The 22,352-nt window shown below is 41.8% G+C and carries 22 protein-coding genes; 15 read left to right on the plus strand and 7 right to left on the minus strand.

Going from position 1 to position 22,352, the window contains the following annotated elements; translation table 11 throughout:
• Positions 1 to 10: 10 nt before the first annotated feature.
• The 6 genes from H5186_RS10120 to H5186_RS10145 all read right to left on the minus strand — a co-directional run bounded on the left by H5186_RS10120 (position 11) and on the right by H5186_RS10145 (position 4,298).
• Entirely contained in the window at positions 11 to 208 is a 198-nt protein-coding gene (locus H5186_RS10120) for a hypothetical protein (protein ID WP_182740568.1), read from the minus strand.
• Positions 209 to 458: 250 nt separating this feature from the next.
• A complete protein-coding gene (locus H5186_RS10125; RefSeq protein ID WP_149980488.1) occupies positions 459 to 857 on the minus strand; it encodes a VOC family protein in 399 nt (132 codons plus the stop codon).
• Between the two features lie 237 nt (positions 858 to 1,094).
• Complete coding sequence (rnk, locus tag H5186_RS10130; RefSeq protein WP_145238060.1) at positions 1,095 to 1,508, minus strand: nucleoside diphosphate kinase regulator; 414 nt, start codon at positions 1,506 to 1,508, stop codon at positions 1,095 to 1,097.
• Positions 1,509 to 1,686: 178 nt separating this feature from the next.
• Positions 1,687 to 3,333: a chaperonin GroEL gene (gene groL / locus H5186_RS10135; RefSeq protein WP_145238063.1), complete on the minus strand. Its 1,647-nt coding sequence runs from the start codon at positions 3,331 to 3,333 to the stop codon at positions 1,687 to 1,689.
• A gap of 47 nt (positions 3,334 to 3,380) precedes the next feature.
• The gene (locus tag H5186_RS10140) at positions 3,381 to 3,668 is read right to left on the minus strand and encodes a co-chaperone GroES (RefSeq protein WP_145238066.1); all 288 of its coding nucleotides are present in this window, start codon (positions 3,666 to 3,668) and stop codon (positions 3,381 to 3,383) included.
• A gap of 153 nt (positions 3,669 to 3,821) precedes the next feature.
• Positions 3,822 to 4,298, minus strand: coding sequence for an FxsA family protein (locus tag H5186_RS10145; protein ID WP_182718924.1), 477 nt, complete (start codon positions 4,296 to 4,298; stop codon positions 3,822 to 3,824).
• Between the two features lie 211 nt (positions 4,299 to 4,509).
• Here H5186_RS10145 and cutA point away from each other — a divergent pair, with 211 nt between their 5' ends.
• The 15 genes from cutA (at position 4,510) to H5186_RS10220 (ending at position 20,062) form a co-directional block, all read left to right on the plus strand.
• Complete coding sequence (gene cutA / locus H5186_RS10150; RefSeq protein WP_145238073.1) at positions 4,510 to 4,830, plus strand: divalent-cation tolerance protein CutA; 321 nt, start codon at positions 4,510 to 4,512, stop codon at positions 4,828 to 4,830.
• Positions 4,830 to 6,659, plus strand: coding sequence for a protein-disulfide reductase DsbD (locus H5186_RS10155; protein ID WP_182718925.1), 1,830 nt, complete (start codon positions 4,830 to 4,832; stop codon positions 6,657 to 6,659). Before cutA ends, H5186_RS10155 begins: the two co-directional genes overlap by 1 nt.
• 227 nt (positions 6,660 to 6,886) lie before the next feature.
• Positions 6,887 to 7,339 (plus strand): type II 3-dehydroquinate dehydratase, encoded by a 453-nt coding sequence (gene aroQ, locus H5186_RS10160; RefSeq protein WP_145238079.1) that lies wholly within the window; start codon positions 6,887 to 6,889, stop codon positions 7,337 to 7,339.
• Between the two features lie 33 nt (positions 7,340 to 7,372).
• Positions 7,373 to 7,825 carry an acetyl-CoA carboxylase biotin carboxyl carrier protein gene (gene accB / locus H5186_RS10165; protein WP_182794432.1) on the plus strand — a complete coding sequence of 151 codons (453 nt, stop codon included), beginning with the start codon at positions 7,373 to 7,375 and terminating at the stop codon, positions 7,823 to 7,825.
• Between the two features lie 26 nt (positions 7,826 to 7,851).
• Positions 7,852 to 9,192, plus strand: coding sequence for an acetyl-CoA carboxylase biotin carboxylase subunit (accC, locus tag H5186_RS10170; RefSeq protein WP_145238085.1), 1,341 nt, complete (start codon positions 7,852 to 7,854; stop codon positions 9,190 to 9,192).
• Between the two features lie 128 nt (positions 9,193 to 9,320).
• Positions 9,321 to 9,794, plus strand: a complete 474-nt coding sequence (gene tsaE, locus H5186_RS10175; RefSeq protein ID WP_145238089.1) for a tRNA (adenosine(37)-N6)-threonylcarbamoyltransferase complex ATPase subunit type 1 TsaE — start codon at positions 9,321 to 9,323, stop codon at positions 9,792 to 9,794.
• A 29-nt stretch (positions 9,795 to 9,823) separates the two neighbouring features.
• Complete coding sequence (locus tag H5186_RS10180) at positions 9,824 to 11,167, plus strand: N-acetylmuramoyl-L-alanine amidase (RefSeq protein WP_182718927.1); 1,344 nt, start codon at positions 9,824 to 9,826, stop codon at positions 11,165 to 11,167.
• Between the two features lie 16 nt (positions 11,168 to 11,183).
• On the plus strand, positions 11,184 to 13,031 hold the full coding sequence (gene mutL, locus H5186_RS10185; RefSeq protein WP_182794433.1) for a DNA mismatch repair endonuclease MutL: 1,848 nt from the start codon (positions 11,184 to 11,186) through the stop codon (positions 13,029 to 13,031).
• A 10-nt stretch (positions 13,032 to 13,041) separates the two neighbouring features.
• A complete protein-coding gene (gene miaA / locus H5186_RS10190) occupies positions 13,042 to 13,959 on the plus strand; it encodes a tRNA (adenosine(37)-N6)-dimethylallyltransferase MiaA (protein ID WP_149980497.1) in 918 nt (305 codons plus the stop codon).
• Positions 13,960 to 14,038: 79 nt separating this feature from the next.
• On the plus strand, positions 14,039 to 14,302 hold the full coding sequence (gene hfq, locus H5186_RS10195) for an RNA chaperone Hfq (RefSeq protein WP_064668197.1): 264 nt from the start codon (positions 14,039 to 14,041) through the stop codon (positions 14,300 to 14,302).
• Positions 14,303 to 14,318: 16 nt separating this feature from the next.
• A complete protein-coding gene (gene hflX, locus H5186_RS10200; RefSeq protein ID WP_149980498.1) occupies positions 14,319 to 15,602 on the plus strand; it encodes a ribosome rescue GTPase HflX in 1,284 nt (427 codons plus the stop codon).
• Between the two features lie 106 nt (positions 15,603 to 15,708).
• The gene (gene hflK / locus H5186_RS10205; protein WP_149980499.1) at positions 15,709 to 16,875 is read left to right on the plus strand and encodes an FtsH protease activity modulator HflK; all 1,167 of its coding nucleotides are present in this window, start codon (positions 15,709 to 15,711) and stop codon (positions 16,873 to 16,875) included.
• Between the two features lie 5 nt (positions 16,876 to 16,880).
• Positions 16,881 to 17,759: a protease modulator HflC gene (gene hflC, locus H5186_RS10210; protein WP_149980500.1), complete on the plus strand. Its 879-nt coding sequence runs from the start codon at positions 16,881 to 16,883 to the stop codon at positions 17,757 to 17,759.
• A gap of 217 nt (positions 17,760 to 17,976) precedes the next feature.
• On the plus strand, positions 17,977 to 19,290 hold the full coding sequence (locus H5186_RS10215; RefSeq protein WP_182718929.1) for an adenylosuccinate synthase: 1,314 nt from the start codon (positions 17,977 to 17,979) through the stop codon (positions 19,288 to 19,290).
• Positions 19,291 to 19,438: 148 nt separating this feature from the next.
• On the plus strand, positions 19,439 to 20,062 hold the full coding sequence (locus tag H5186_RS10220; RefSeq protein WP_149980501.1) for a tetratricopeptide repeat protein: 624 nt from the start codon (positions 19,439 to 19,441) through the stop codon (positions 20,060 to 20,062).
• Positions 20,063 to 20,144: 82 nt separating this feature from the next.
• Here H5186_RS10220 and H5186_RS10225 read toward each other — a convergent pair whose 3' ends face one another.
• The gene (locus H5186_RS10225) at positions 20,145 to 22,007 is read right to left on the minus strand and encodes a sodium:proton antiporter (RefSeq protein ID WP_182761362.1); all 1,863 of its coding nucleotides are present in this window, start codon (positions 22,005 to 22,007) and stop codon (positions 20,145 to 20,147) included.
• Between the last annotated feature and the right edge of the window lie 345 nt (positions 22,008 to 22,352).

The following is a 22,352-nucleotide window of genomic DNA, read 5'->3' on the forward strand; positions in this document are numbered from 1 at the left end:
GCTGAGAATCTCAGCGCGATGCTTCACCTTCGTCCTCTTCTGGTGGATCGCCGGAGTCTTCTTTGCGTTTACGTTGCTCTTGTTTGGCTTTTTGTACATTCTCAAGTTGCGGGGGTGGAATAGGGAATAACGAAATAAGCGCAAAGAACGACAAAAATAAAAAAGCCCCTCGTGACATGGTTTTACCCCAAGCGACAATTTTCATCATGGCCCAAAACACAATCAGCAATAATTTTCATCATGGCCCAAAACACAATCAGCAATAATATGCTCACTACAAGCCAATGCAGCAGTAATGTTCCAAGACTGACCTTATCTAATAAATCCATTTGTGTTTAATATGGTTACTAATAGTTAGTTAATGAGGGTTAATTGAGCAATATCAAGTCAACCAGAGGTTCCATATTAAGCCAGTAGGTTGTGATTTATCGCGATTAGTGACCTCTCACTGACTGCTTTTAATTTAATTGTAGTAAGTCCCATTTATTACCATACAAATCTTCAAATACCACAACGGTGCCGTATTCTTCTACGCGGGGCTGTTCATTAAAGTTAACGCCATTTTTTTGCATTAATTCATAATCTCGCCAAAAGTCATTGGTATGTAAAAATAAAAACACTCGGCCGCCAGTTTGGTTGCCCACAGCCTCTAACTGCTGTTGAGTACTTGCTTGTGCGAGTAATAAATTAGTGCCATTAGAGTTCGGTGGTGATACTAATACCCAGCGTTTACCATTACCCTGATCAGTATCTTCGATTAAATCAAACCCCAGTTTTTGAGTGTAAAATGCAATCGCATCATCATAATTCCCTACAACTAATGCCATGCTACCTATATGCTGTTTTATGTTTGTCATTGTCCTAACTTGAAATAATGCAGTGCTTAAAGATGCTTTTTAGCATATAAGAAAATATAACCCGAGGACAAAAGACTGGTACGTTAAGTGCGGTGCTAGATTTATCAGTAGATCTGACTTCAGTCAGAAAGCTTTTCCCGATAAATCTGGACTTACGTGTGGCTGGCGCTAGGTTTTAAACTTATTATCTTTAAAAACAAAACCCAGCTTTCACTGGGTTTTTAATAACACTAAATATTATCGATGTAACTCACCGGCTCGTTCTGGCTGATAAGTGATTGCTTTTATTTTTACTTTTATGAGACCGCCACTTGGTTTTGGCCATTCAATTTCATCACCTTGCGATAGACCAAGTAAGGCGCTACCAACAGGGGCTAAAATTGATATTTTATCAGCACTTGCATCAGCATTTTTTGGATACACTAAGGTCTTAGTGAATTCTTCTTGGGTCGATTCAACGATAAAGTTTACCGTTGAGTTCATAGTAACCACTGTCGAAGGCACATCTTTTGGCTCAACGATTGTTGCGCGGCCAAGTTCAGCTTCAAGTTCTTTTTCGCCAGCAAAGCTTCCTGCTGGTAATGATTCCATTAAATCATACAATCTATCAGCATCGAGTGACGAGATGATCAGTTCAGGCTTTTTATTCATCTTAATATCCTTAATTATGTCTTATAAATAAAATTAACTCTGAGTATGGTTTTGGCATACAGTTAAAAAGCACTGCAATACGCTGGAGTCATTTTATTTGCTACTTTATCGTTGCTCTTAAAGCTAAAAACCCAGCCGAAGCTGGGTTTTTATTTTAGCTAGATGGTTAGGAGATGAATTACATCATGCCGCCCATACCACCCATGCCGCCCATGCCTCCCATATCAGCGCCGCCAGCTTCATCCTTTGGGATTTCAGCTACCATTGCTTCAGTGGTGATCATAAGGCCAGCAATCGAGCCTGCAAATTGTAGTGCAGAGCGCGTTACTTTTGTTGGATCTAGGATACCCATTTCAATCATGTCGTTGTATTCGCCAGTTGCTGCGTTGTAACCGAAGTTACCCGTGCCGCCTTTAACTGCGTTAATAACAACAGACGCTTCGTCACCTGCGTTGGTAACGATTTGACGAAGTGGTGCTTCCATAGCACGTAGTGCTACTTTGATACCGTGGCTTTGATCTTCGTTGTCACCAACTAAATCAACAAGTTTGCTTGCTGCACGTACTAGTGCAACACCACCACCAGGCACTACGCCTTCTTCAACCGCAGCGCGAGTTGCATGAAGTGCATCTTCAACGCGGTCTTTTTTCTCTTTCATTTCGATTTCAGTAGCAGCACCTACTTTGATTACCGCAACACCGCCGGCAAGTTTAGCCATGCGCTCTTGTAGTTTCTCTTTATCGTAGTCTGATGTTGCTTCTTCGATTTGTGCTTTGATTTGCGCAACGCGACCGTTGATGCCAGCTTCTTCGCCTGCACCATCGATGATAGTTGTATCATCTTTAGTGATAACTACGCGCTTTGCAGTACCTAAATCTTCAACTGTTGCTTTTTCAAGTTCCAGGCCGATTTCTTCAGAGATAACCGTACCACCAGTTAATACTGCGATATCTTGTAGCATTGCTTTACGACGGTCGCCAAAACCAGGTGCTTTAACTGCTGATACTTTAACGATACCGCGCATGTTGTTAACAACTAAAGTAGCTAGTGCTTCGCCTTCAAGGTCTTCAGCAATGATAAGTAATGGTTTGCTTGCTTTAGCAACGGCTTCTAATGTAGGTAGCAACTCACGAATATTAGAGATTTTTTTATCTACAAGTAGAATAAATGGGTTATCTAATTCAACAGCGCCTTTTTCTGCGTTGTTGATGAAGTATGGAGATAAGTAACCACGGTCAAACTGCATGCCTTCAACAACATCTAGTTCGTTTTCAAGTGATTGACCTTCTTCAACAGTGATTACACCTGAATTACGGCCTACTTTTTCCATTGCTTCTGCAATGATGTCGCCAATTTCTTTATCAGAGTTAGCTGAAATAGTACCCACTTGAGCGATTGCTTTTGCATCGGCACATGGTACTGAAAGTTCTTTTAGCTCAGCAACAGCTGCGATGATTGCTTTATCAATACCGCGCTTAAGGTCCATTGGGTTCATGCCCGCAGCAACCGCTTTTAAGCCTTCGTTTACAATTGACTGTGCTAATACTGTTGCAGTAGTTGTACCGTCACCGGCTGCATCGTTTGCTTTAGATGCAACTTCTTTAACCATTTGTGCGCCCATATTTTCAAACTTGTCTTCAAGTTCGATTTCTTTTGCCACTGATACACCATCTTTAGTGATCACTGGAGAGCCAAATGATTTGTCTAGGATTACGTTACGGCCTTTAGGACCTAAAGTTACACGAACTGCGTTTGCTAAGATGTTTACGCCAGCTAGCATTTTAGCGCGTGCGTCACCTGCAAAAAGTACTTCTTTTGCTGCCATGATTAATTTCCTCTGAATTCTGAATGTTTGTTAAACGAAAAGTAGCTTTAGCCTACAATGCCTAAAATATTGTCTTCACGCATGATCAGGTACTCTTGACCTTCGATCTTTTCAGCTTTTTCAACATATGAGCCGAATAACACAGTGTCACCGACTTTAACTTCTAATGCTCTCACATCACCGTTATCTAGAGTACGGCCATTACCCACTGCAATAACTTTACCGCGGGTTGATTTCTCAGCCGCAGAACCAGTTAATACAATACCGCCAGCAGATTTGGTTTCTTCTTCTAGGCGCTCAACGATCACGCGATCATGTAAAGGACGAATGTTCATTTTATTTAGTTCTCCTAACAGTTTCTGAACAGGACAGAAAAAAGCTTTATATGTACCAGTTTGCATTAAACCCTGTGGTTCAAGGCAATTGATTTAGTTGTACTCAGTAATGGGGGTATTGCTTCAAAACCCAAGTGATAAAAATTAAAATTTTTAATCTTTTCTCTCGTACTCACCATCAATAGTGGTCGGCTCACTCATTTTGCGAGGTTCTGGCTCTGCATGAGTGTGCTGATTAAATGCTGTTGGACCTTGTTGCATGCCTGCACTCATACGCACCGTTGCTTGACTAGCAAGGCCTGCAGCTAGTTTATTGCGAATGGCCGGGGTCAATAATAAAAAACCGAATACGTCGGTCATAATGCCTGGAGTTAGCAATAATATGCCGGCGATAATCACACATAAACCGGTAAATAATTCTTTGGCTGGCATTTGCCCTTGCGCCATTTGTGTTTGCACATTTTGCAGTGCGCCCATACCTTGTGTTCTAACTAATTTTGCGCCGAATATTGCGGTTACAATAACCAGTGCAATAGTGGCGAATCCACCAATTACATCAGCTACTTGAATTAACAACGCAATTTCAATAATTGGCACGAGAATAAATAATAAAAACAAAAATCTAAACATAAGGCTCTCTAAATAGTGATCACTCAGTTGAGTTGATGAAATATAAATGTGGGTTATCAGGTCTTTTTTCAAGGCTAGTGGTAAAGCTGTGTTGGCTAAATAGCCTGAACTCTGATTAAGCGATTTATTATCCGCAGTTTAGGTTAACTACACTTTGCCTTAGCTATCAGCTACTATGGCATTGGGCAGAGCAATCAATCAAAGGTTCAATATGACGACTCATTTTCGACTTATTTTTACCACTTGCGCAGATGTAAGTGAGGCACGCTCCATGGCTGAGCAATTAGTTAAGCTTAAATTAGCTGCGTGTGTGAACATTCTTCCAAATGTGGAATCTGTTTATATGTGGCAAGGAGAGGTTGCTTATGCAACCGAGTGTAAATTATTAATTAAAACAAAGTCAGAAAAAATGAATGAATTGATTCAAACTATCAAGCAATTACATAGTTATGAAATTCCTGAAATACAGGTTATTGATGTGGCCACTGGCAATTTAGCCTATTTTAATTGGATGGATGAGGTACTTAATTAATGCGTTGTTTTCTTTTATTGCTTTGTGCGCTGTCGTTAATGCCAGCACAGGCTGCAACTAATAATTTATTAAGTGATTTGCTGCAGCCCGCAGAGCAAACATTTTTACCTGTTGATCAGGCATTTTCATTTGATTTTGATCAGCAAGGCAGCACTCTTTTTATTGGTTGGGATATTGCGCCAGGTTATTACCTATATAAAAAGAAGCTAGAAATTATTGGTAAAGGTGCTGATATTGAAGTGCCTGATCTTGGTAAAGGCGTGATCATTGAAGATGAGTTCTTTGGCAAAACAGCAGTGTTTTTTGATTCACTGAGTGTGATCAGCAAGCTAAGTAATATAGCTGAAGGTGGCGTAATTAAAGTACGTTATCAAGGCTGTGCTGAAGCAGGGCTATGTTACCCGCCAGAAATCATCACCATTCCATTGAGTATGATTGCCGGTGAAATCCCTGCAACTGATAATGCAACAGCAGGCAATGCATTAGCTGCGCTTAGCGCTGAATCAGCGGCTGCTACAGAAGATGTTGTAACGCAAGAAGATGACTTAGAAAAAGAATTAAACTTTACTGAAAAACTGGCCTCGCAAGGTTTGTTAGCGAACTTAGCGATTTTCTTTTTGGTCGGTATTGGCTTGGCATTTACGCCATGTGTATTTCCGATGTTTCCTATTTTGTCGAGCCTAATTGCAGGACAAAAAAATCTTTCCACTAAAAAAGCTTTTGCGCTTTCTTTTGTTTATGTGCAGGGTATGGCCGTTACGTATGCGGCGCTGGGCCTTGTGGTTGCATCACTTGGTGGTCAAGTGCAAGGTTATTTGCAGCACCCATATGTATTGATTAGTTTTAGTTTATTATTCGTTTTACTCGCTATGTCGATGTTTGGTTGGTACGAAATAAAGCTCCCTAGCGGCATGATGAATAAGCTCACACAAGTAAGTAATAATCAAAAAGGCGGCAACTACATTGGCGTGTTTTTAATGGGGGTTTTATCGGGTTTAATTGCGTCACCTTGTACCACTGCACCGTTATCAGCTGCGCTATTGTTTGTTGCGCAAAGCGGCGATTATTTAGTTGGCGGCTTAACTTTGTATGTGCTGAGTTTAGGGATGGGTATTCCGCTGCTGTTATTAGGCACCTCCGGCGGTAAATTATTGCCAAAAGCAGGCGGCTGGATGGAACAAGTTAAAACCCTGTTTGGTTTTATCATGCTGGTAGTGCCATTGATCTTGCTTGAACGTATTGTCGATGCAGACATCATATTACTTATGGCGGGCTTATTAGCATTAGCAACGGCCTTGTATTTACATCATTGGCAGAGCGCTCAAACACAAGGTAAGTTAAAAACTGCATTGTGGTTTGTTGCAACGTTATTAGTTGTTAGCGGTGTGAGCTTAACTAAAAACTATATATGGCCAACAGCGCAAGTTGTTAGTGCCGCAAATGGCGAGCAACAAGAGCGCGGCTTTAAATTAGTTGCTGACTTAGCTGAGCTCAAACAAGCAATAAATGATGCAAACAGTGATGGTCGTTTAGTGATGGTCGATTTATATGCAGATTGGTGTGTTGCGTGTAAAGAGTTCGAGAAATACACTTTTCCTGACGCTAAAGTACAAGGTGAGTTTGCAAACTTTGAGTTGTTAAAAATTGATTTGACCGAAAGTGATGATAAAACAATTGCTGTAATGGAAGAGTTTTCGGTATTTGGTTTACCCAGTATTTTGTTTTTTGATACACAAGGTGAAGAGCTTGCAGCACAGCGTGTGACGGGCTTTTTAAATGCCAAGGACTTTGCTGAGCATTTAGCAAAAGTGAGAAATAGCGCTAAATAAACATTTTTCGCACCGCTATTTTAAACGCCACTTTATATGAGTGGCGTTTTTGTTTTTGTGGTGGCTACTAGTGATTAGACCAGTATTTTGCTGCTATTTACATCGAACTGGCTATAATAGGTGGTTAACGTGAGAAATACTTGCTATTTTAGTTTTTCCCCTCTACATTTTGCGGGGATTTCTAATCAAAATGGCTTAACTCATTATTTATAGGATTATCGCGTATTATGGCTGCAAAATTTAAACTTTTAGTTATAAATGGCCCTAACTTAAACATGCTGGGTAAGCGTGAACCAGAAAAATACGGTTTACAAACACTGAGTGAGATTATGAGCGAACTAACTGAGTTTGCGCATGGTCTAGATGTTGAGCTAACGCATTTTCAAAGTAATAGTGAGCAAGCTTTAATTGAGCACATACATAGTGCATGGCAGGTCATTGATTACATTATTATCAACCCAGCGGCATTTACGCATACAAGCGTGGCTTTACGTGATGCGTTACTGGCTGTTGATATCCCGTTTTTTGAAGTGCACTTAACTAATGTGCACACGCGGGAAGCGTTTCGTCATCATTCATATTTTTCTGATGTGGCGCAGGGCGTGATATGTGGATTAGGCGCAATGGGTTATCGCGCAGCACTTGAAGCTGCTGTCAATCGGTTGCAAAACTCGAATTAATTTTAAACTAACAAACTAACAGGCGGGTCGTTCATGGATATTCGCAAGATCAAAAAACTAATTGAACTAGTAGAAGAATCAGGTATTGCTGAATTAGAAATCACCGAAGGTGAAGAATCAGTACGTATCAATCGTAATAATATGAGTGCAGGTCCTGCTTACGCTCCACATTATGCACCACAGTACGCTCCAGCACCGGCTCCAGCCCCTACAGCTGCAAACGTAGAAGCGGCAGCACCTGCCGGTCCTACTGGCCATCAAGTATTATCGCCAATGGTAGGTTCTTTCTATAAAGCAGCTTCTCCTGAAGCGCCTTCATATGTAGAAGTGGGTTCACAAGTTAAAGTAGGTGATACGCTTTGCATCATCGAAGCGATGAAAATGATGAACCAAATTGAGTCAGATAAAGCGGGCACAGTGAAAGCGATTTTAGTTGAAAATGGCGAGCCAGTAGAATTTGATCAACCTTTATTCATCATTGAATAATAGCGCAACCTAAAAGGCCAACTCTAATGTTAGATAAAGTAGTCATTGCAAACCGAGGTGAAATTGCACTTCGTATATTGCGCGCCTGCAAAGAGCTTGGGATCAAAACGGTTGCTGTGCATTCAACGGCGGATCGCGATCTTAAGCATGTATTGCTTGCAGATGAAACAATATGTATTGGTAGACCTTCTGCCACTGAAAGTTACTTAGACATTCCGCGCATTATTGCGGCAGCTGAAGTAACCGATGCAGTTGCTATCCACCCGGGTTATGGTTTCCTTGCAGAAAACGCTGATTTTGCTGATCAAGTTGAACAAAGTGGTTTTGTGTTTATTGGTCCGCGCGGCGACACGATTCGTCTAATGGGCGATAAAGTATCTGCAATCGAAGCAATGCGTAAAGCTGGCGTACCATGTGTACCAGGTTCAGATGGTCCGGTATCGGATGATAAAGACCGCAACATGCAAATCGCTAAACGTATCGGTTACCCAGTGATCATCAAAGCCGCTGGTGGCGGTGGTGGTCGTGGTATGCGGGTTGTTCGCAGTGAAGCTGAGTTAATTGACTCAATCGCTTTAACGCAACAAGAAGCAAAACAGTTCTTTGGTAATAGCATGGTTTACATGGAAAAATTCCTTGAAAACCCACGTCATATCGAAGTTCAAGTATTGGCTGACGGGCAAGGTAATGCTGTTCACTTAGGTGAACGTGATTGTTCTATGCAACGTCGTCATCAAAAAGTAGTCGAAGAAGCGCCAGCACCAGGTATTACTGCTGAAGTGCGTAAGTTTATCGGTGAGCGTTGTACGCGTGCATGTATCGAAATCGGTTATCGTGGTGCGGGTACATTTGAGTTCTTATACGAAAATGGTGAGTTCTATTTCATTGAAATGAACACTCGTATTCAGGTTGAGCATCCAGTGACAGAAATGGTTACCGGTGTTGATTTGATCAAAGAGCAGTTAAAAATTGCAGCGGGCCAACCACTATCATTCACGCAAGACGATGTCGTTATCCGTGGTCATGCAATTGAGTGTCGTATTAATGCTGAAGACCCTGAAACGTTTATCCCGTCACCGGGAAAAATTACGCGTTTCCACCCAGCAGGTGGTTTAGGTATTCGTTGGGACAGCCATATTTATGCTGACTACACAGTGCCACCACACTATGATTCAATGATCGGTAAATTAATTACTTACGGTGAAAACCGTAATGTAGCAATTGCCCGTGCACGTAATGCATTGAATGAGCTTGTGATTGACGGTATTAAAACTAATACGTCATTACATAAGCGCATCTTAGCGGATGAAAATTTCCAAAATGGTGGTACTAATATCCACTATCTTGAGAAAAAATTAGGTCTATAATCCTAATTACAAAAAAAACCGGCAACTTTGCCGGTTTTTTTGTGTCTATAAGTGTCGATTCTCGCCTTAGTAAAATAATCTGGTATGATTAACAAGTTATCGTTTTTAATACTATCCATGAGGTTAGAATGACGCACTGTGTTGGTTTTCAACTCGCTGATGAAGCTGCAACGGTTAAAATGGGCAATCAACTTGCTATGCTAATGGAGCAAGGGGCAGTTATTTACTTACACGGTGATTTGGGAGCAGGCAAAACCACCTTAACACGTGGTGTGATCCAAGGCTTTGGTCATCAAGGCAAAGTTAAGAGTCCAACTTATACGCTGGTGGAGCCTTATGAGTTGGCAACGGCCAATGTTTATCATTTTGATTTATATCGTTTAGGCGACCCAGAAGAATTAGAATACATGGGTATTCGAGATTATTTTTCGCCAACAGCTATTTGTGTGGTGGAATGGCCTGAAAAAGGCGGCGAGTTTATCCCAACACCAGACTTAGATATTACTTTACGTTATGTCGGCGATGCACGAGCAATTGAGATCCAAAGTATTAGCCCGCGTGGTCACAGTATCGTGGATAAACTCAAAAACCATAGTGAATAACAACAAATAACAAGGGTGTGAAGATACCGATGAGTCGAGTTGTCATAAAGTGGATGGGTGCTTTTTTGCTGTTAGCAATCAGTGCTAATCTCTATGCACAAAATACTATCAATAGTGTACGGGTGTGGCCATCGCCAGATAGTACGCGGGTAGTATTCGACTTAACGGATAAGCCCGACTTCAGTTATTTTATGCTAAAAAATCCACTGCGCTTAGTGGTCGATTTAGAAAATACAGATAAAATAAAAGACCTACCAACTATTCCCAGTAAGCATCAAATCGTCAGTAAACTACGTTACTCGAAAGCGAAAAGCAGCCAGGGGGTACGATTTGTTTTTGAGCTTACAGGGGCCGTTAAACCGGTGATTTTTGCATTGGCGCCAACGGGACCTTATAAAAATCGTTTAGTGGTCGACTTATATGACAAAAATCAAGCAGAGCCAGTAGCTGCAACGAGTAATACTGGGGTTAAAAAGCGTGAGCTTAATCAACAACGCGATATTATTATTGCTATTGATGCGGGCCATGGCGGCGAAGACCCTGGGTCAATTGGTCCTTCTGGTACTTATGAAAAAGATATCACATTACAAATTGCCAAACGCTTAGAGCGGATGATTGATGCCGAGCGCGGGATGATTTCGCGAATGGTGCGAAGTGGAGATTACTTTGTCAAACTTAATACCCGCACTAGCCGTGCAAGGCAGAAAAAGGCTGACTTTTTAGTTTCAATTCATGCGGATGCATTTACTAGCCCGCAACCAAATGGCGCCTCTGTTTGGGTGTTATCACTTCGTCGTGCTAATTCAGAAATTGGTAAATGGATAGAAGATAAAGAAAAACATTCAGAGCTACTCGGTGGTGCTGCTGGAGTGATTAAAGACACGGCCAGTGAAAAGTACTTGGCGCAGGCGCTGTTGGATATGTCGATGGATCATTCGATGAAAACCGGTTTCAGCGTTGCTGAAGGCATGGTTCATGAGCTTAAAAAGGTCGCTAAGTTACATAAAAAAGAGCCGCAAGCGGCTAGCCTAGCGGTATTAAAGTCACCAGATATTCCATCTATTTTGGTCGAAACTGGGTTTATTTCAAACCCGCGAGAAGAAAAACTATTAAAAAGTGCTAATCACCAAGAGCGCTTAGCGAAAGCAATATTTACTTCTATCAAAAGCTATTATCTGAAAAATCCTCCGGATGATTCGCTGTTTGCGTCGTTAAAATCGCAATATCCCACTAAACATAAAGTTCGCCCTGGTGAGTCGTTAAGTTTGTTAGCTAGTCGCTATGGGGTATCAGTAGGTAAGCTTAAGCAAGTCAATCAATTAAAATCTAATACCTTGTTTATTGGTCAAGAGTTAGACATTCCGCAAAGTTAAAATCGTTAGGATCAGTATGAGCATTGAAATATTACCCGCGCGATTAGCTAACCAAATTGCTGCGGGCGAAGTGGTTGAGAGACCCGCATCTGTGGTCAAAGAACTCGTTGAAAATAGCCTAGATGCAGGCGCAACACGTATTCAAATTGATATTGAGCGCGGCGGTCATAAGCTTATTCGCATTCGTGATAACGGCTCAGGCATTGATAAAGACGAGCTCACGTTGGCGCTTTCTCGTCATGCTACTAGTAAATTAAAGTCCCTTGATGATTTAGAAAATATTTGTTCTTTGGGCTTTCGCGGCGAAGCATTGGCGTCTATTAGTTCGGTATCGCGTTTGACACTTAGCTCAAAAACCAAACAGCAAGAGGCGGCTTGGCAAGCATTTGCACAGGGGCGAGATATGGCGGTGCAGATTAAACCCACTGCTCACCCTGACGGGACCACCATTGAAGTTAAAGACTTATTTTTTAATACGCCCGCTAGACGTAAATTTTTACGCACCGAAAAAACCGAATTTACTCACATTGATGAGTTAATAAAGCGTATTGCCCTGAGCCGTTTTGATGTGTCAATTACCCTCACCCATAACGATAAAGTAGTGCGTCAATATCGTGCTAAAACCGACCCTGCACAGGCTATTGCTCGGGTCGCTCAGGTTGCAGGTAAAGCCTTTGCTGAGCAGGGGTTATATATTGAGTCAGGCGATACAGGCTTGCAGCTACATGGTTGGGTGCTACCAGTTGGCTCGAGTAATACTACGCAATATACCTATGTAAATAATCGTATGATGCGCGATAAGCTTATTTCTCATGCCATTCGCCAAGCGTTCGAAGAAGTCGCAGGCCAAGAAGAGCTACCGGGCTTTGTTATTTATATCGACATTGATCCGCGTCAAGTGGATGTAAACGTACATCCTGCGAAACACGAAGTGCGTTTTCATCAAGGTCGCTTAGTGCATGATTTTATTCTGCAGGCAATTAAACAAGTCGTGGTGCCGCTTCAAGATGAGTTTGCTGGTGTTACTCAGCATGTTGATTCGCAACATAGCGATGCTAAAGCAGCGCATACAGCAACACCCGCTCACTCCAGCAATACAGCAGGCAGTTTGTTTGATTATCCTAAGTCGCACTTACAACCAGCGGAGCAAGCTCGCTACGGTGCTAATCCAGCACCTAGTGGTGGTGGATACGCAGGTTCAAGCGAGCGAAGCAAGCAAGCGAGCCGGACAAATCATCAAGATGTGAGTGCGTTTTATCAAGGGGTCAATGAGCAACACGCCAGCCATTTTGATCAACCTATTGGCGTTACTCAAGAAGTAGCACCATTGTTACAGACGCAAAGTGCGCAGCCGTTGCTGGTACAAAGTGATGGCGGTTGTGTATTTAGCCTGCAACAGCAATTATATTGCTCACACTTTAAATATTTATTAGTCAATGATTGGCTTGAGCTTATTGCTGAGCAAGGCAGCTTAGAAGGAAAAGCCTTACTATTGCCTGTGCGAGTTAATATCAGTAAAGAAGACAGCCAAAGCTTAACACAGCAACAATCATGGTTTACCTTGCTGGGCTTTGAGTTATTGATTGAAAAGCAATTTGTGATGGTTAAAAAGTTACCACAGAGTTTGTATCTGCTTGATGTGAGCCAAGCCGTAGATGCGCTATTAAAAGCCACTAAGGCTGAGCTTAATAGTGTGGAGCAATGGCTAAACTGGCAGCTTAGCCAAGTGCCCGAGCGCTTTTTTGCCAGCCAAGCTTTTGCCTTGGCGGTTACGCGAATGCAAAATAATCCGCAAACAATCCAGCGTTTATCTGCAAAAGCAGTTAAAATAGATTTAAGTTATTTTTTAGCACAGTTAGATTAAGGTTATCGAGTTGAGTAATTTACCGGTCATTTTTTTAATGGGCCCAACCGCTGCAGGCAAAACTGCATTAGCAATCGCCTTATGCCAACATTTAAAAACTGAAATAATCAGCGTCGATTCAGCCTTAGTGTATAAAGATATGAACATAGGTACGGCAAAACCAGATCAACATGAGTTAGCGCTTGCGCCACACCATTTAATTGATCTAATCGACCCTAGCGAAAGTTACTCAGTAGCTGATTTTCGTCGTGATGCAATTGAAAAGATTGACCAATTTCACCAACAAGGTAAAGTGCCTGTATTAGTTGGTGGTACAATGATGTACTTTAAAGCGTTAATTGATGGATTATCGCCATTACCTGAAGCATGCCCGGTAGTACGAGCAGAGCTTGAGCAACAAGCCAAGCAACATGGCTGGCCGGCACTTTATAAAGAGCTTGAGATAATTGATCCGCAAGCGGCACAAAAAATGAGCGAGAATGACTCGCAACGTATTAACCGCGCCCTTGAAGTTTACCGATTAACGGGTAAAACAATGACTGAATTACAAAAAAGTAAGCAGCCGAGTTTACCGTATACTTTTCATCAATTTGCTATTGCGCCTGATGATCGCGCCGATTTACACCAGCGAATTGAACAAAGGTTTAAAATAATGCTTGAGCAGGGGTTTGAAAATGAAGTTTCATCCCTATATCAACGTAAGGATTTACACCCTAACTTACCTTCCATTCGTTGCGTGGGTTATAGACAAATGTGGGATTACATTGCTGGCGAGATTGATTACGATGAAATGGTCTTTCGCGGTATTGCAGCAACACGACAGCTTGCTAAGCGTCAATTGACGTGGCTAAGAGGTTGGCCCGATGTAACGTGGTTAACAACGGGTGATGAAGAAAACTTGCAACGTGTTGTAAGTTCGCTAAGCTAGTAGTAGTTGAAATTTTTTAGCTTTGTTAAATGAGTTCAGCCACTTAATTATAATAACACCTAGAACGAAGGAAAATAACATGGCAAAAGGCCAATCGTTACAAGACCCATTTTTGAATGCGCTACGTCGTGAGCGTATTCCAGTATCAATCTTTTTGGTTAATGGCATCAAACTACAAGGTAAGATCCAGTCATTTGATCAATTTGTTATTTTACTAGAAAACACCGTGAATCAAATGGTGTATAAACATGCGATTTCTACCGTAGTTCCTGCTCGTGCTGTTAACTTCCAAGGTATTCAAGGAAGCGAAGACGGTGAAGAGCCTGAAGCTGGAAATTTTTAAATTAGGAGCATAATGTTTGTTTGACCGTTATGAAGCCGGCGAACAGGCAGTCTTAGTTCATATCGACTTTCCAAAAGAAGGGGATCGTGAAGATCTTCATGAATTGGAAATGTTGGTATCTTCTGCTGGTGTTAGCAGTTTGGCGGTTGTGCAAGGCAGCCGTCAAGCACCACATCCGAAACTATTCGTCGGTACCGGAAAGGCTGAAGAAATCGCTGAGATTGTCAAAATCCACAACGCAGATGTCGTCATTTTTAATCATCAACTCAGACCGTCACAGGAACGCAATTTAGAACGCGTTTGCCAATGTCGTGTGCTTGATAGAACGACGCTTATTCTTGATATTTTTGCGCAACGTGCACGTACCCATGAAGGTAAGTTGCAGGTTGAGCTAGCACAATTGCGTCATATGTCGACGCGTTTGATCCGAGGCTGGACGCATCTTGAACGCCAAAAAGGCGGGATCGGTTTGCGCGGGCCTGGTGAAACTCAGCTAGAAACAGATCGACGTTTATTGCGAGTTCGTATTCAAAGTATTCGCGCGCGTTTAGAGAAAGTGGCAGTGCAGCGTGAGCAAGGTAGACGTGCTCGTAACCGCAATGAAATTCCTACGGTGTCGTTGGTAGGGTATACCAATGCGGGTAAGTCGACGCTATTTAATCGCATTACTAACTCTAATGTGTATGCTGCTGACCAACTGTTCGCGACGCTTGATCCAACCTTACGCAAACTCGAAATAGAAGATGTTGGTTCGATAATTTTAGCCGATACCGTTGGCTTTATTCGTCATTTACCCCATGACTTAGTTGCCGCATTTAAAGCGACGCTAACCGAAACTCGTGAAGCTGATTTACAACTTCATGTGGTCGATGTTGCGGATCATCGTCGTAAAGAGAATATTGAACAGGTACAATCGGTTCTTAAAGAAATAGAAGCTGATGAAGTGCCGCAATTGTTGGTTTACAACAAAATTGATGCGCTTGAAGATATTGAACCACGTATTGACCGTGACGATGAAGGCATGCCTATTAGAGTATGGTTGTCGGCACACAGTGGCGCAGGGTGTGAACTATTGTCTGAAGCTATCAGCGAGCTGTTAGCAAAGAAAATGTTTGTTCATACGCTTAAATTAGCTCCGCAATATGGTCGTTTACGTGCTGCGTTGTTCAATTTAAATGCCGTGCATCAAGAAGACTTTGATGAACAGGGTCATTGGTTACTTGCTACTCGACTGCCTATGGTAGAATGGAATCGTTTAAGAAAAGAGTTTGGTCCTGAAATCGACGCTTTTATTTCGTAATTCGAAAAAACTACCGCACAATGTCATTTTTAGTATGAGAACTGCGGTATTTTTGTTAGATTTAACGTAATTACCTAAATTATTTAGATAACAATGGAGTATAGCTATGGCCTGGAATGAACCGGGTAATAATGGCAATGACAAAGATCCGTGGAACAAAAAAGGCGGACGTGATCAAGGCCCACCTGACTTAGACGAGGTGTTTCGTAAATTCAGCAGCAAGTTTGGTGGCTTATTTGGCGGTAAAAAATCCGGCAATGGCGGCGGCGGACTTGGTGGAGCTGGTCTTTCATTTGTACTGATCATTGCTGCAATTGTATGGGCATTGAGCGGTATTTATACCGTGAAAGAAGCAGAGCGCGGCATCGTTTTACATTTTGGTCAATTTGACCGCATTGCAGATCCAGGTCTGCGTTGGAAAATGACGTTTATTGAAACGGTAATTCCGGTTGATATTGAAGCCGTTCGCTCATTATCGACGTCTGGTTTTATGCTCACTGAAGATGAAAACGTGGTAAGCGTTGAGTTTCAGGTGCAATACCGTGTTATTGATCCTTTCCTATACAAATTTAGTGTAACTAATGCTGATTCTAGCTTAGAAGAAGCGCTAGAGAGTGCACTGCGTTATGTTGTTGGTCATTCAAAAATGGACCAAGTATTAACGAATGGCCGTGAGGTTGTGCGTCAAAATACCTGGGATGAACTGAATAAAATCGTCGAACCGTATAACTTAGGTTTGATCGTAACTGACGTTAACTTTAAAGACTCACGCCCACCGGCTGAAGTTAAAGACGCGTTTGATGATGCCATTGCCGCACAAGAAGATGAACAACGTTTTATTCGTGAAGCTGAAGCATACGCGCGTGAAATTGAACCACGTGCTCGTGGTCAAGTTACTCGTATGACGCAAGAAGCAGAAGGTTACGGCGAGCGCATTATTTTAGAAGCACAAGGTGAAGTCGCGCGTTTTGAAAAGCTATTACCTGAATATCAGGCTGCTAAGCGTGTAACCCGTGAGCGTTTATATATTGATGCCATGGAAGAAGTGCTAGGTAACAGTTCAAAAGTGCTAGTTGATGTTAAGGGCGGCAATAATATGATGTATTTACCGCTTGATAAAATCATGGATAAGCAAGGGAACGCAACCCGTGTTGCATTACCGAGCTCAAGTGATATTAACGACTTACGCAATAAAGTTAATACATCGCGCAATAGCACTGTGAACTCAAGTTCAGACCGCTTTGGTGCTGATCGCTTTAACGACGGGAGATAAGCGCAATGAAAAACTTTAGTTTAGTTATATTATTAGCGGCCGTTGTGTTGTCTTTTTCGTCAGTGTTCGTAGTACCTGAAGGGCAAAAAGCAATTGTTATGCTATTCAGTAAAGTGCAAAAAGACAGTGATGATAAAGCAATTGTTTATGGCCCTGGCTTACAATTCAAAGTGCCTTTCTTTAGCCAAGTACGCCGTATTGATGCGCGTATTCAAACTTTAGATGGTACGCCAGATCGTTTTGTTACTAGCGAGAAAAAAGACTTAATCGTTGATTCTTACGTTAAATGGCGTGTTAGTGATTTTAGTGCTTTTTACTTACGTGCCCGTGGTGATAAGCAATACGCTGAAGCACTACTTAAGCAAAAAGTAAATAATGGTCTACGTACTAACTTTGGTTCACGTACTATCCGTGAGATTGTTTCCGGTGAGCGTAGCGAGTTAATGGAAGAAGCATTAGTTCAAGCTTCTGAAAGTGCTCAAGAGCTTGGTATTGAAGTACTTGATGTACGTGTTAAGCAAATCAATTTACCGTCAGAAGTGAGTAATTCGATTTACCAACGTATGCGTGCAGAGCGTACTGCTGTTGCTAAAGAGCATCGCTCTGAAGGTCAAGAAAAAGCCGAAACGATTCGCGCTGACATTGACCGTCGTGTCACAGTAATGCTGGCTGATGCTGAGCGTAATGCCCGTACCGTTCGCGGTGAAGGCGATGCAAAAGCTGCGGCTATTTATGCCAATGCGTACAATAAAGATGCTGAATTCTTTGGTTTTGTACGTTCATTAGAGGCCTATAAAAAGACCTTTAAAGATAAGCAAGACGTAATGGTATTATCACCAGACAGTGACTTCTTTAGATATATGAAAGGTGCTGCAGCGCAGTAATCTTTTTCTAAATCTAGCACAAATCCAAACCCTGTGTATGCAGGGTTTTTCTTTTAGTAAGATGAATTTTCATGAGTAACTTAATGTTATTCAACCAGTTAATTTTTATTGCAAAGGTCGTGGTACGACTGCGCAGAAAAAATAACCTAAACGGGGGTGATCTTTCCCCTCATTATCTGGTAAAATCTCGTCCTAATTTTTTCTAAGTGAATTTACAATGGGTAAAAACGTTGTTGTATTAGGCACCCAATGGGGTGACGAAGGTAAGGGTAAGGTAGTTGACCTCCTTACAGACAAAGCATCTTTAGTAGTTCGTTACCAAGGTGGCCATAACGCTGGTCATACACTGGTAATCGAAGGTGAAAAGACAGTTTTACACCTTATTCCATCGGGTGTATTACGTGACAATGTTAAGTGTGTGATTGGTAATGGTGTTGTTGTTTCACCAGAAGCGCTAATGAAAGAGATTGGCATGCTTGAAGAACGTGGCGTACCAGTACGTGAACGTTTATTGATCAGTGAAGCATGTCCGCTTATTTTGCCTTTCCACATCGCATTAGATGTAGCTCGTGAAAAAGCACGTGGTAATAAAGCGATTGGTACAACAGGTCGCGGCATAGGTCCTGCTTATGAAGATAAAGTAGCCCGTCGTGGTTTGCGTATCGGTGATTTATTCAACCCTGAATTATTCGCTGCGAAGCTTAAAGAAGTATTGGAATACCATAACTTCACTTTAGTAAATTATTACAAAGTAGATGCGGTAGATTTCCAACAGACGTTTGATGATGCAATGGCTGTTGCAGATATCCTTAAAGCAATGGTTGTTGATGTAACTGAGTTACTTGATCAAACGCGTTTAGCGGGCGACAACATCTTGTTTGAAGGCGCGCAAGGTACATTACTTGATATCGATCACGGTACTTATCCATATGTAACGTCTTCAAATACCACTGCCGGTGGCGTTGCTACAGGTGCAGGTTTTGGTCCATTAAACCTTGATTACGTACTTGGTATTATCAAAGCTTACACTACGCGTGTTGGTTCTGGTCCTTTCCCTACAGAGCTTTACGATGGCCTTGAAAAACAAGACCCAGTAGGTAAGCACTTAGGTACTGTTGGCCATGAGTTTGGTGCTACAACAGGTCGCCTACGTCGTACTGGTTGGTTAGATGCTGTGGCAATGCGCCGTGCAGTACAAATTAACTCTATCTCAGGTTTTTGTTTAACTAAACTAGACGTGTTAGATGGTCTAGAAACACTAAAAATCTGTACTGGTTATCAGTTAGAAGATGGCACTATCACTAATGTGACGCCACTTGCTGCTGAAGGTTATGATAAAGTAACGCCAGTATATGAAGAGATGCCTGGTTGGACTGAAAATACAGTGGGTGCTACTACTGTTGAGCAGCTACCAAAAGCGGCACTTGATTACATCAAACGCATTGAAGAAATCACCGGTGTACCTGTTGATATTATTTCTACAGGTCCTGACCGTGTAGAAACTATAGTATTACGCAGTCCGTTTGCATAATTACTGATAGTACTAAAAAAGCTGCCTTGTGCAGCTTTTTTTGTGTCTGGGGATAGTGTTTATAATAAATAAGCTATTTATAAATTTCATTATGGAACGATCTTTGTATAAACTTTAGCAAGATGGTTTTTAATTTAAAGTGACCTAAATGCGTTTGTTAACTTGTTTATCATTAGTGCCGTTATCGTTTTTGCTGGCAAGCCACGCCAAGTCTGAAGAGACCATAGCTGCCGTGCCACTATATACAGAAACTGAGCTGCTTGCTTTGATCAATAGTAATACACATCTTGCGCGAGTAAAGGCAGATGACTGCCAGTTAGTACAAGATATCGAAGCACGAGCCAATAAAATGGCACTGCCTTCTTATCAATTTTTATATGGCGATATGCTGGCGTATGCGGTATGTGTTGATCGTAATGTAGAACTTGGTGTGTATTATATGCGTCAAGCAGCGCAGCAAGGCTTAGCGGCGGCATTAGAGCAACTCGGGCGATACTATGACACGGGTCGATTGGTGCAAAAGGATAAAGCGCTTGCTGTGACTTATCTACGTGAAGCTTCATCACAAGGAAATTTAAAAGCACAATTGCGGTTAGTTAATTTATTTAATCAAGGCTATGGTAGTCCACGTGATTACGAAGACGCGTATCGTTGGTTATTTCATAGTATGGTTGCAGATAAAGCAACCCATAAAAAGATTGAACGCTCGCTAGCCCAATTGGCGCAAAAAATGCCCGATAGTGTAGTAGCGCGTGCACGATTGCCATTGTAGGTTTGAGTAGATTAGTTAGCGAGTTAGAAAACTAGCAAGTTGAAAGTAAAAGGGCTAGGTGCGATACCTAGCCTTTTTCGTTTTACTCTTTTATTTCTTTCGGTTCTTTGTTTTTACCATTATTAGGATCTTTCAATACCGACATTTTTGGTGGCAGCATCGCGACGACACGTTCACCTTCTTGCGGCGGTTTTTCCATATTAATAGTAAACGGACGCAGTTTGATCGGGCTATCATCATCACTGTCTTTGTCACCATTGAGGATGAATAACGGAATTGCATCGCTGTTCATCTCTTGGTATTTACTCCAGTTAAACTCTTCAGAAATTCGCGTTACACTGACCTTGCCGCCTTTGGCAATTAAGCTACTTAAACGTGCATAAGAGCCGCTGTCACCAAACAAAATTTGCCGAGATAGAAACGTCGCGCTGTCTTTGTTTGCTTTGGCGTGAGAGGTCGAAGAACGCAATGAAAAGACGTTCTTTTCATTCAATAAATGTGAAAAATACTGCACGCCTAGCGCATTATGATGGCGGTTTGGCGAAAGCGCCATTACGCTGCGTAGAGTTGTCAGGGGTAAGTAACGTTCAGCATGTTCTGATTGCGGGTTACCATAATAACAAGGCAGCCCATCCATACGTGCCATGCGGCAGTTTTCCCAAGCTGGATCTGATAAGTGTACTTGAATATTTTGCTCTTTTAGCCCACAAGCAATGGCACGAGCGACATGGTTTGCACCAATGATCAAAATAGTATTAGGTGAAGGCTGACGAACCCCTAATAGCTTCGCAATCGGGATCGCAGTTAAGCTTTGCAGAACTACTGTGATAATGATAACGGTAAAAATCAGTGGCACCATTTTCTCGGCGTCAGCAACACCAGCTTCCATCATACTAATAGCAAAAACAGAGCCTACCGCTGCTGCGACGATACCGCGCGGAGCAATCCACGCGAGTACTAAGCGAGATTTAATTGGTAGCTCAGTACCGAAAGTGGAGATCGCAATACACAATGGGCGAGCGATAAATAATACGATAGCCAAAAAGATAAACACATCGGCATCAAGCATCATTAAATCAGCTAATTCTAAACGCGCAGCAAGCAAAATGAATAAGGTTGAAATTAAGATCATAGACAGATCTTCTTTAAACTCTAAAACAGAATCAATTTCTAAATCGTCTTGGTTCGCTAACCAAATACCAAATACAGTAACCGCTAATAGACCTGACTCATGGCTCAAATGATTTGAGACTGTAAAGCTAATAAGTACCAGAGCTAAGATGCCGAATTTATGTAATTCAAATGGTAGCCATTCGCGGCGGATCAGTAACGTTGTAAGCCAACCTGCGACCACGCCAATAGATAAACCGACTCCTAAGGTTTTAAACAAGGCGATTACGGTATGGATAAACACTTCACCTTGACCAACTAGCATTACCGCTTCAAATACTAAAACCGCAAATAAAGCACCAATTGGGTCAATAACAATGCCCTCCCAGCGTAGTATGCGATCAATGTCTTGGGTTGGCCGCATTGAGTTTAATAGCGGTGCAATAACTGTTGGGCCAGTCACAACCAATACCGCACCGAGCACCGCTGCTACACGCCAGTTGAGTTCTAAAATCCAATAGGCACTGAGACTTATCACTATACAAGTCGTAATCATGCCAATAGAGCACAAGTTACGGACTACCTTGCCAATACCTTTGAGTTCTCGAAAGTGTAGAGTTAAAGAACCTTCAAATAAGATCACCGCAACACTGAGCGAGACCACAGGGAATAGTAAATCACCAAGCAGTGCATCTGGATCAAGTAAACCCGTAGCAGGGCCAAGTAACAGGCCGGTAAGTAACAAAAATAAAATAGCTGGGACACGAAAACCCCATGCTATCCATTGGGCGAGAACCGAACATAGAGCGATCCCTGCGATATAAATAGCTGACATAGATGAAGTATTCCTTATTTATTACAACAGTTAGGAGTAAACCTTTCGATACTTATAATACAGGGGTATACACGTGTATGTTAATTTTTCCTAATAGAATTTTAGCTGTTTACGAACTTATTTGTAGAAGAAATGATAATTTATTGGTTTTAAAATATTTGAAACAAATTAAACTCTGTTTAACCAACTGAATCTTAAAGACTTTAAAATTTATTGGCTGCAATAGTAAGCCGAGTGAATAAAATATAGTCTTGATCTTTAGGCTAAAAGTAGCGTAATATAGTTAGTGCTCAAACAATTAGTCATCTAATTAGTTACTTGTTAGGTCTAAGCGAATACATATAG

Origin of the sequence: Pseudoalteromonas sp. SG41-2, assembly GCF_014164535.1 — a bacterium.
Classification (GTDB): domain Bacteria; phylum Pseudomonadota; class Gammaproteobacteria; order Enterobacterales; family Alteromonadaceae; genus Pseudoalteromonas; species Pseudoalteromonas rhizosphaerae.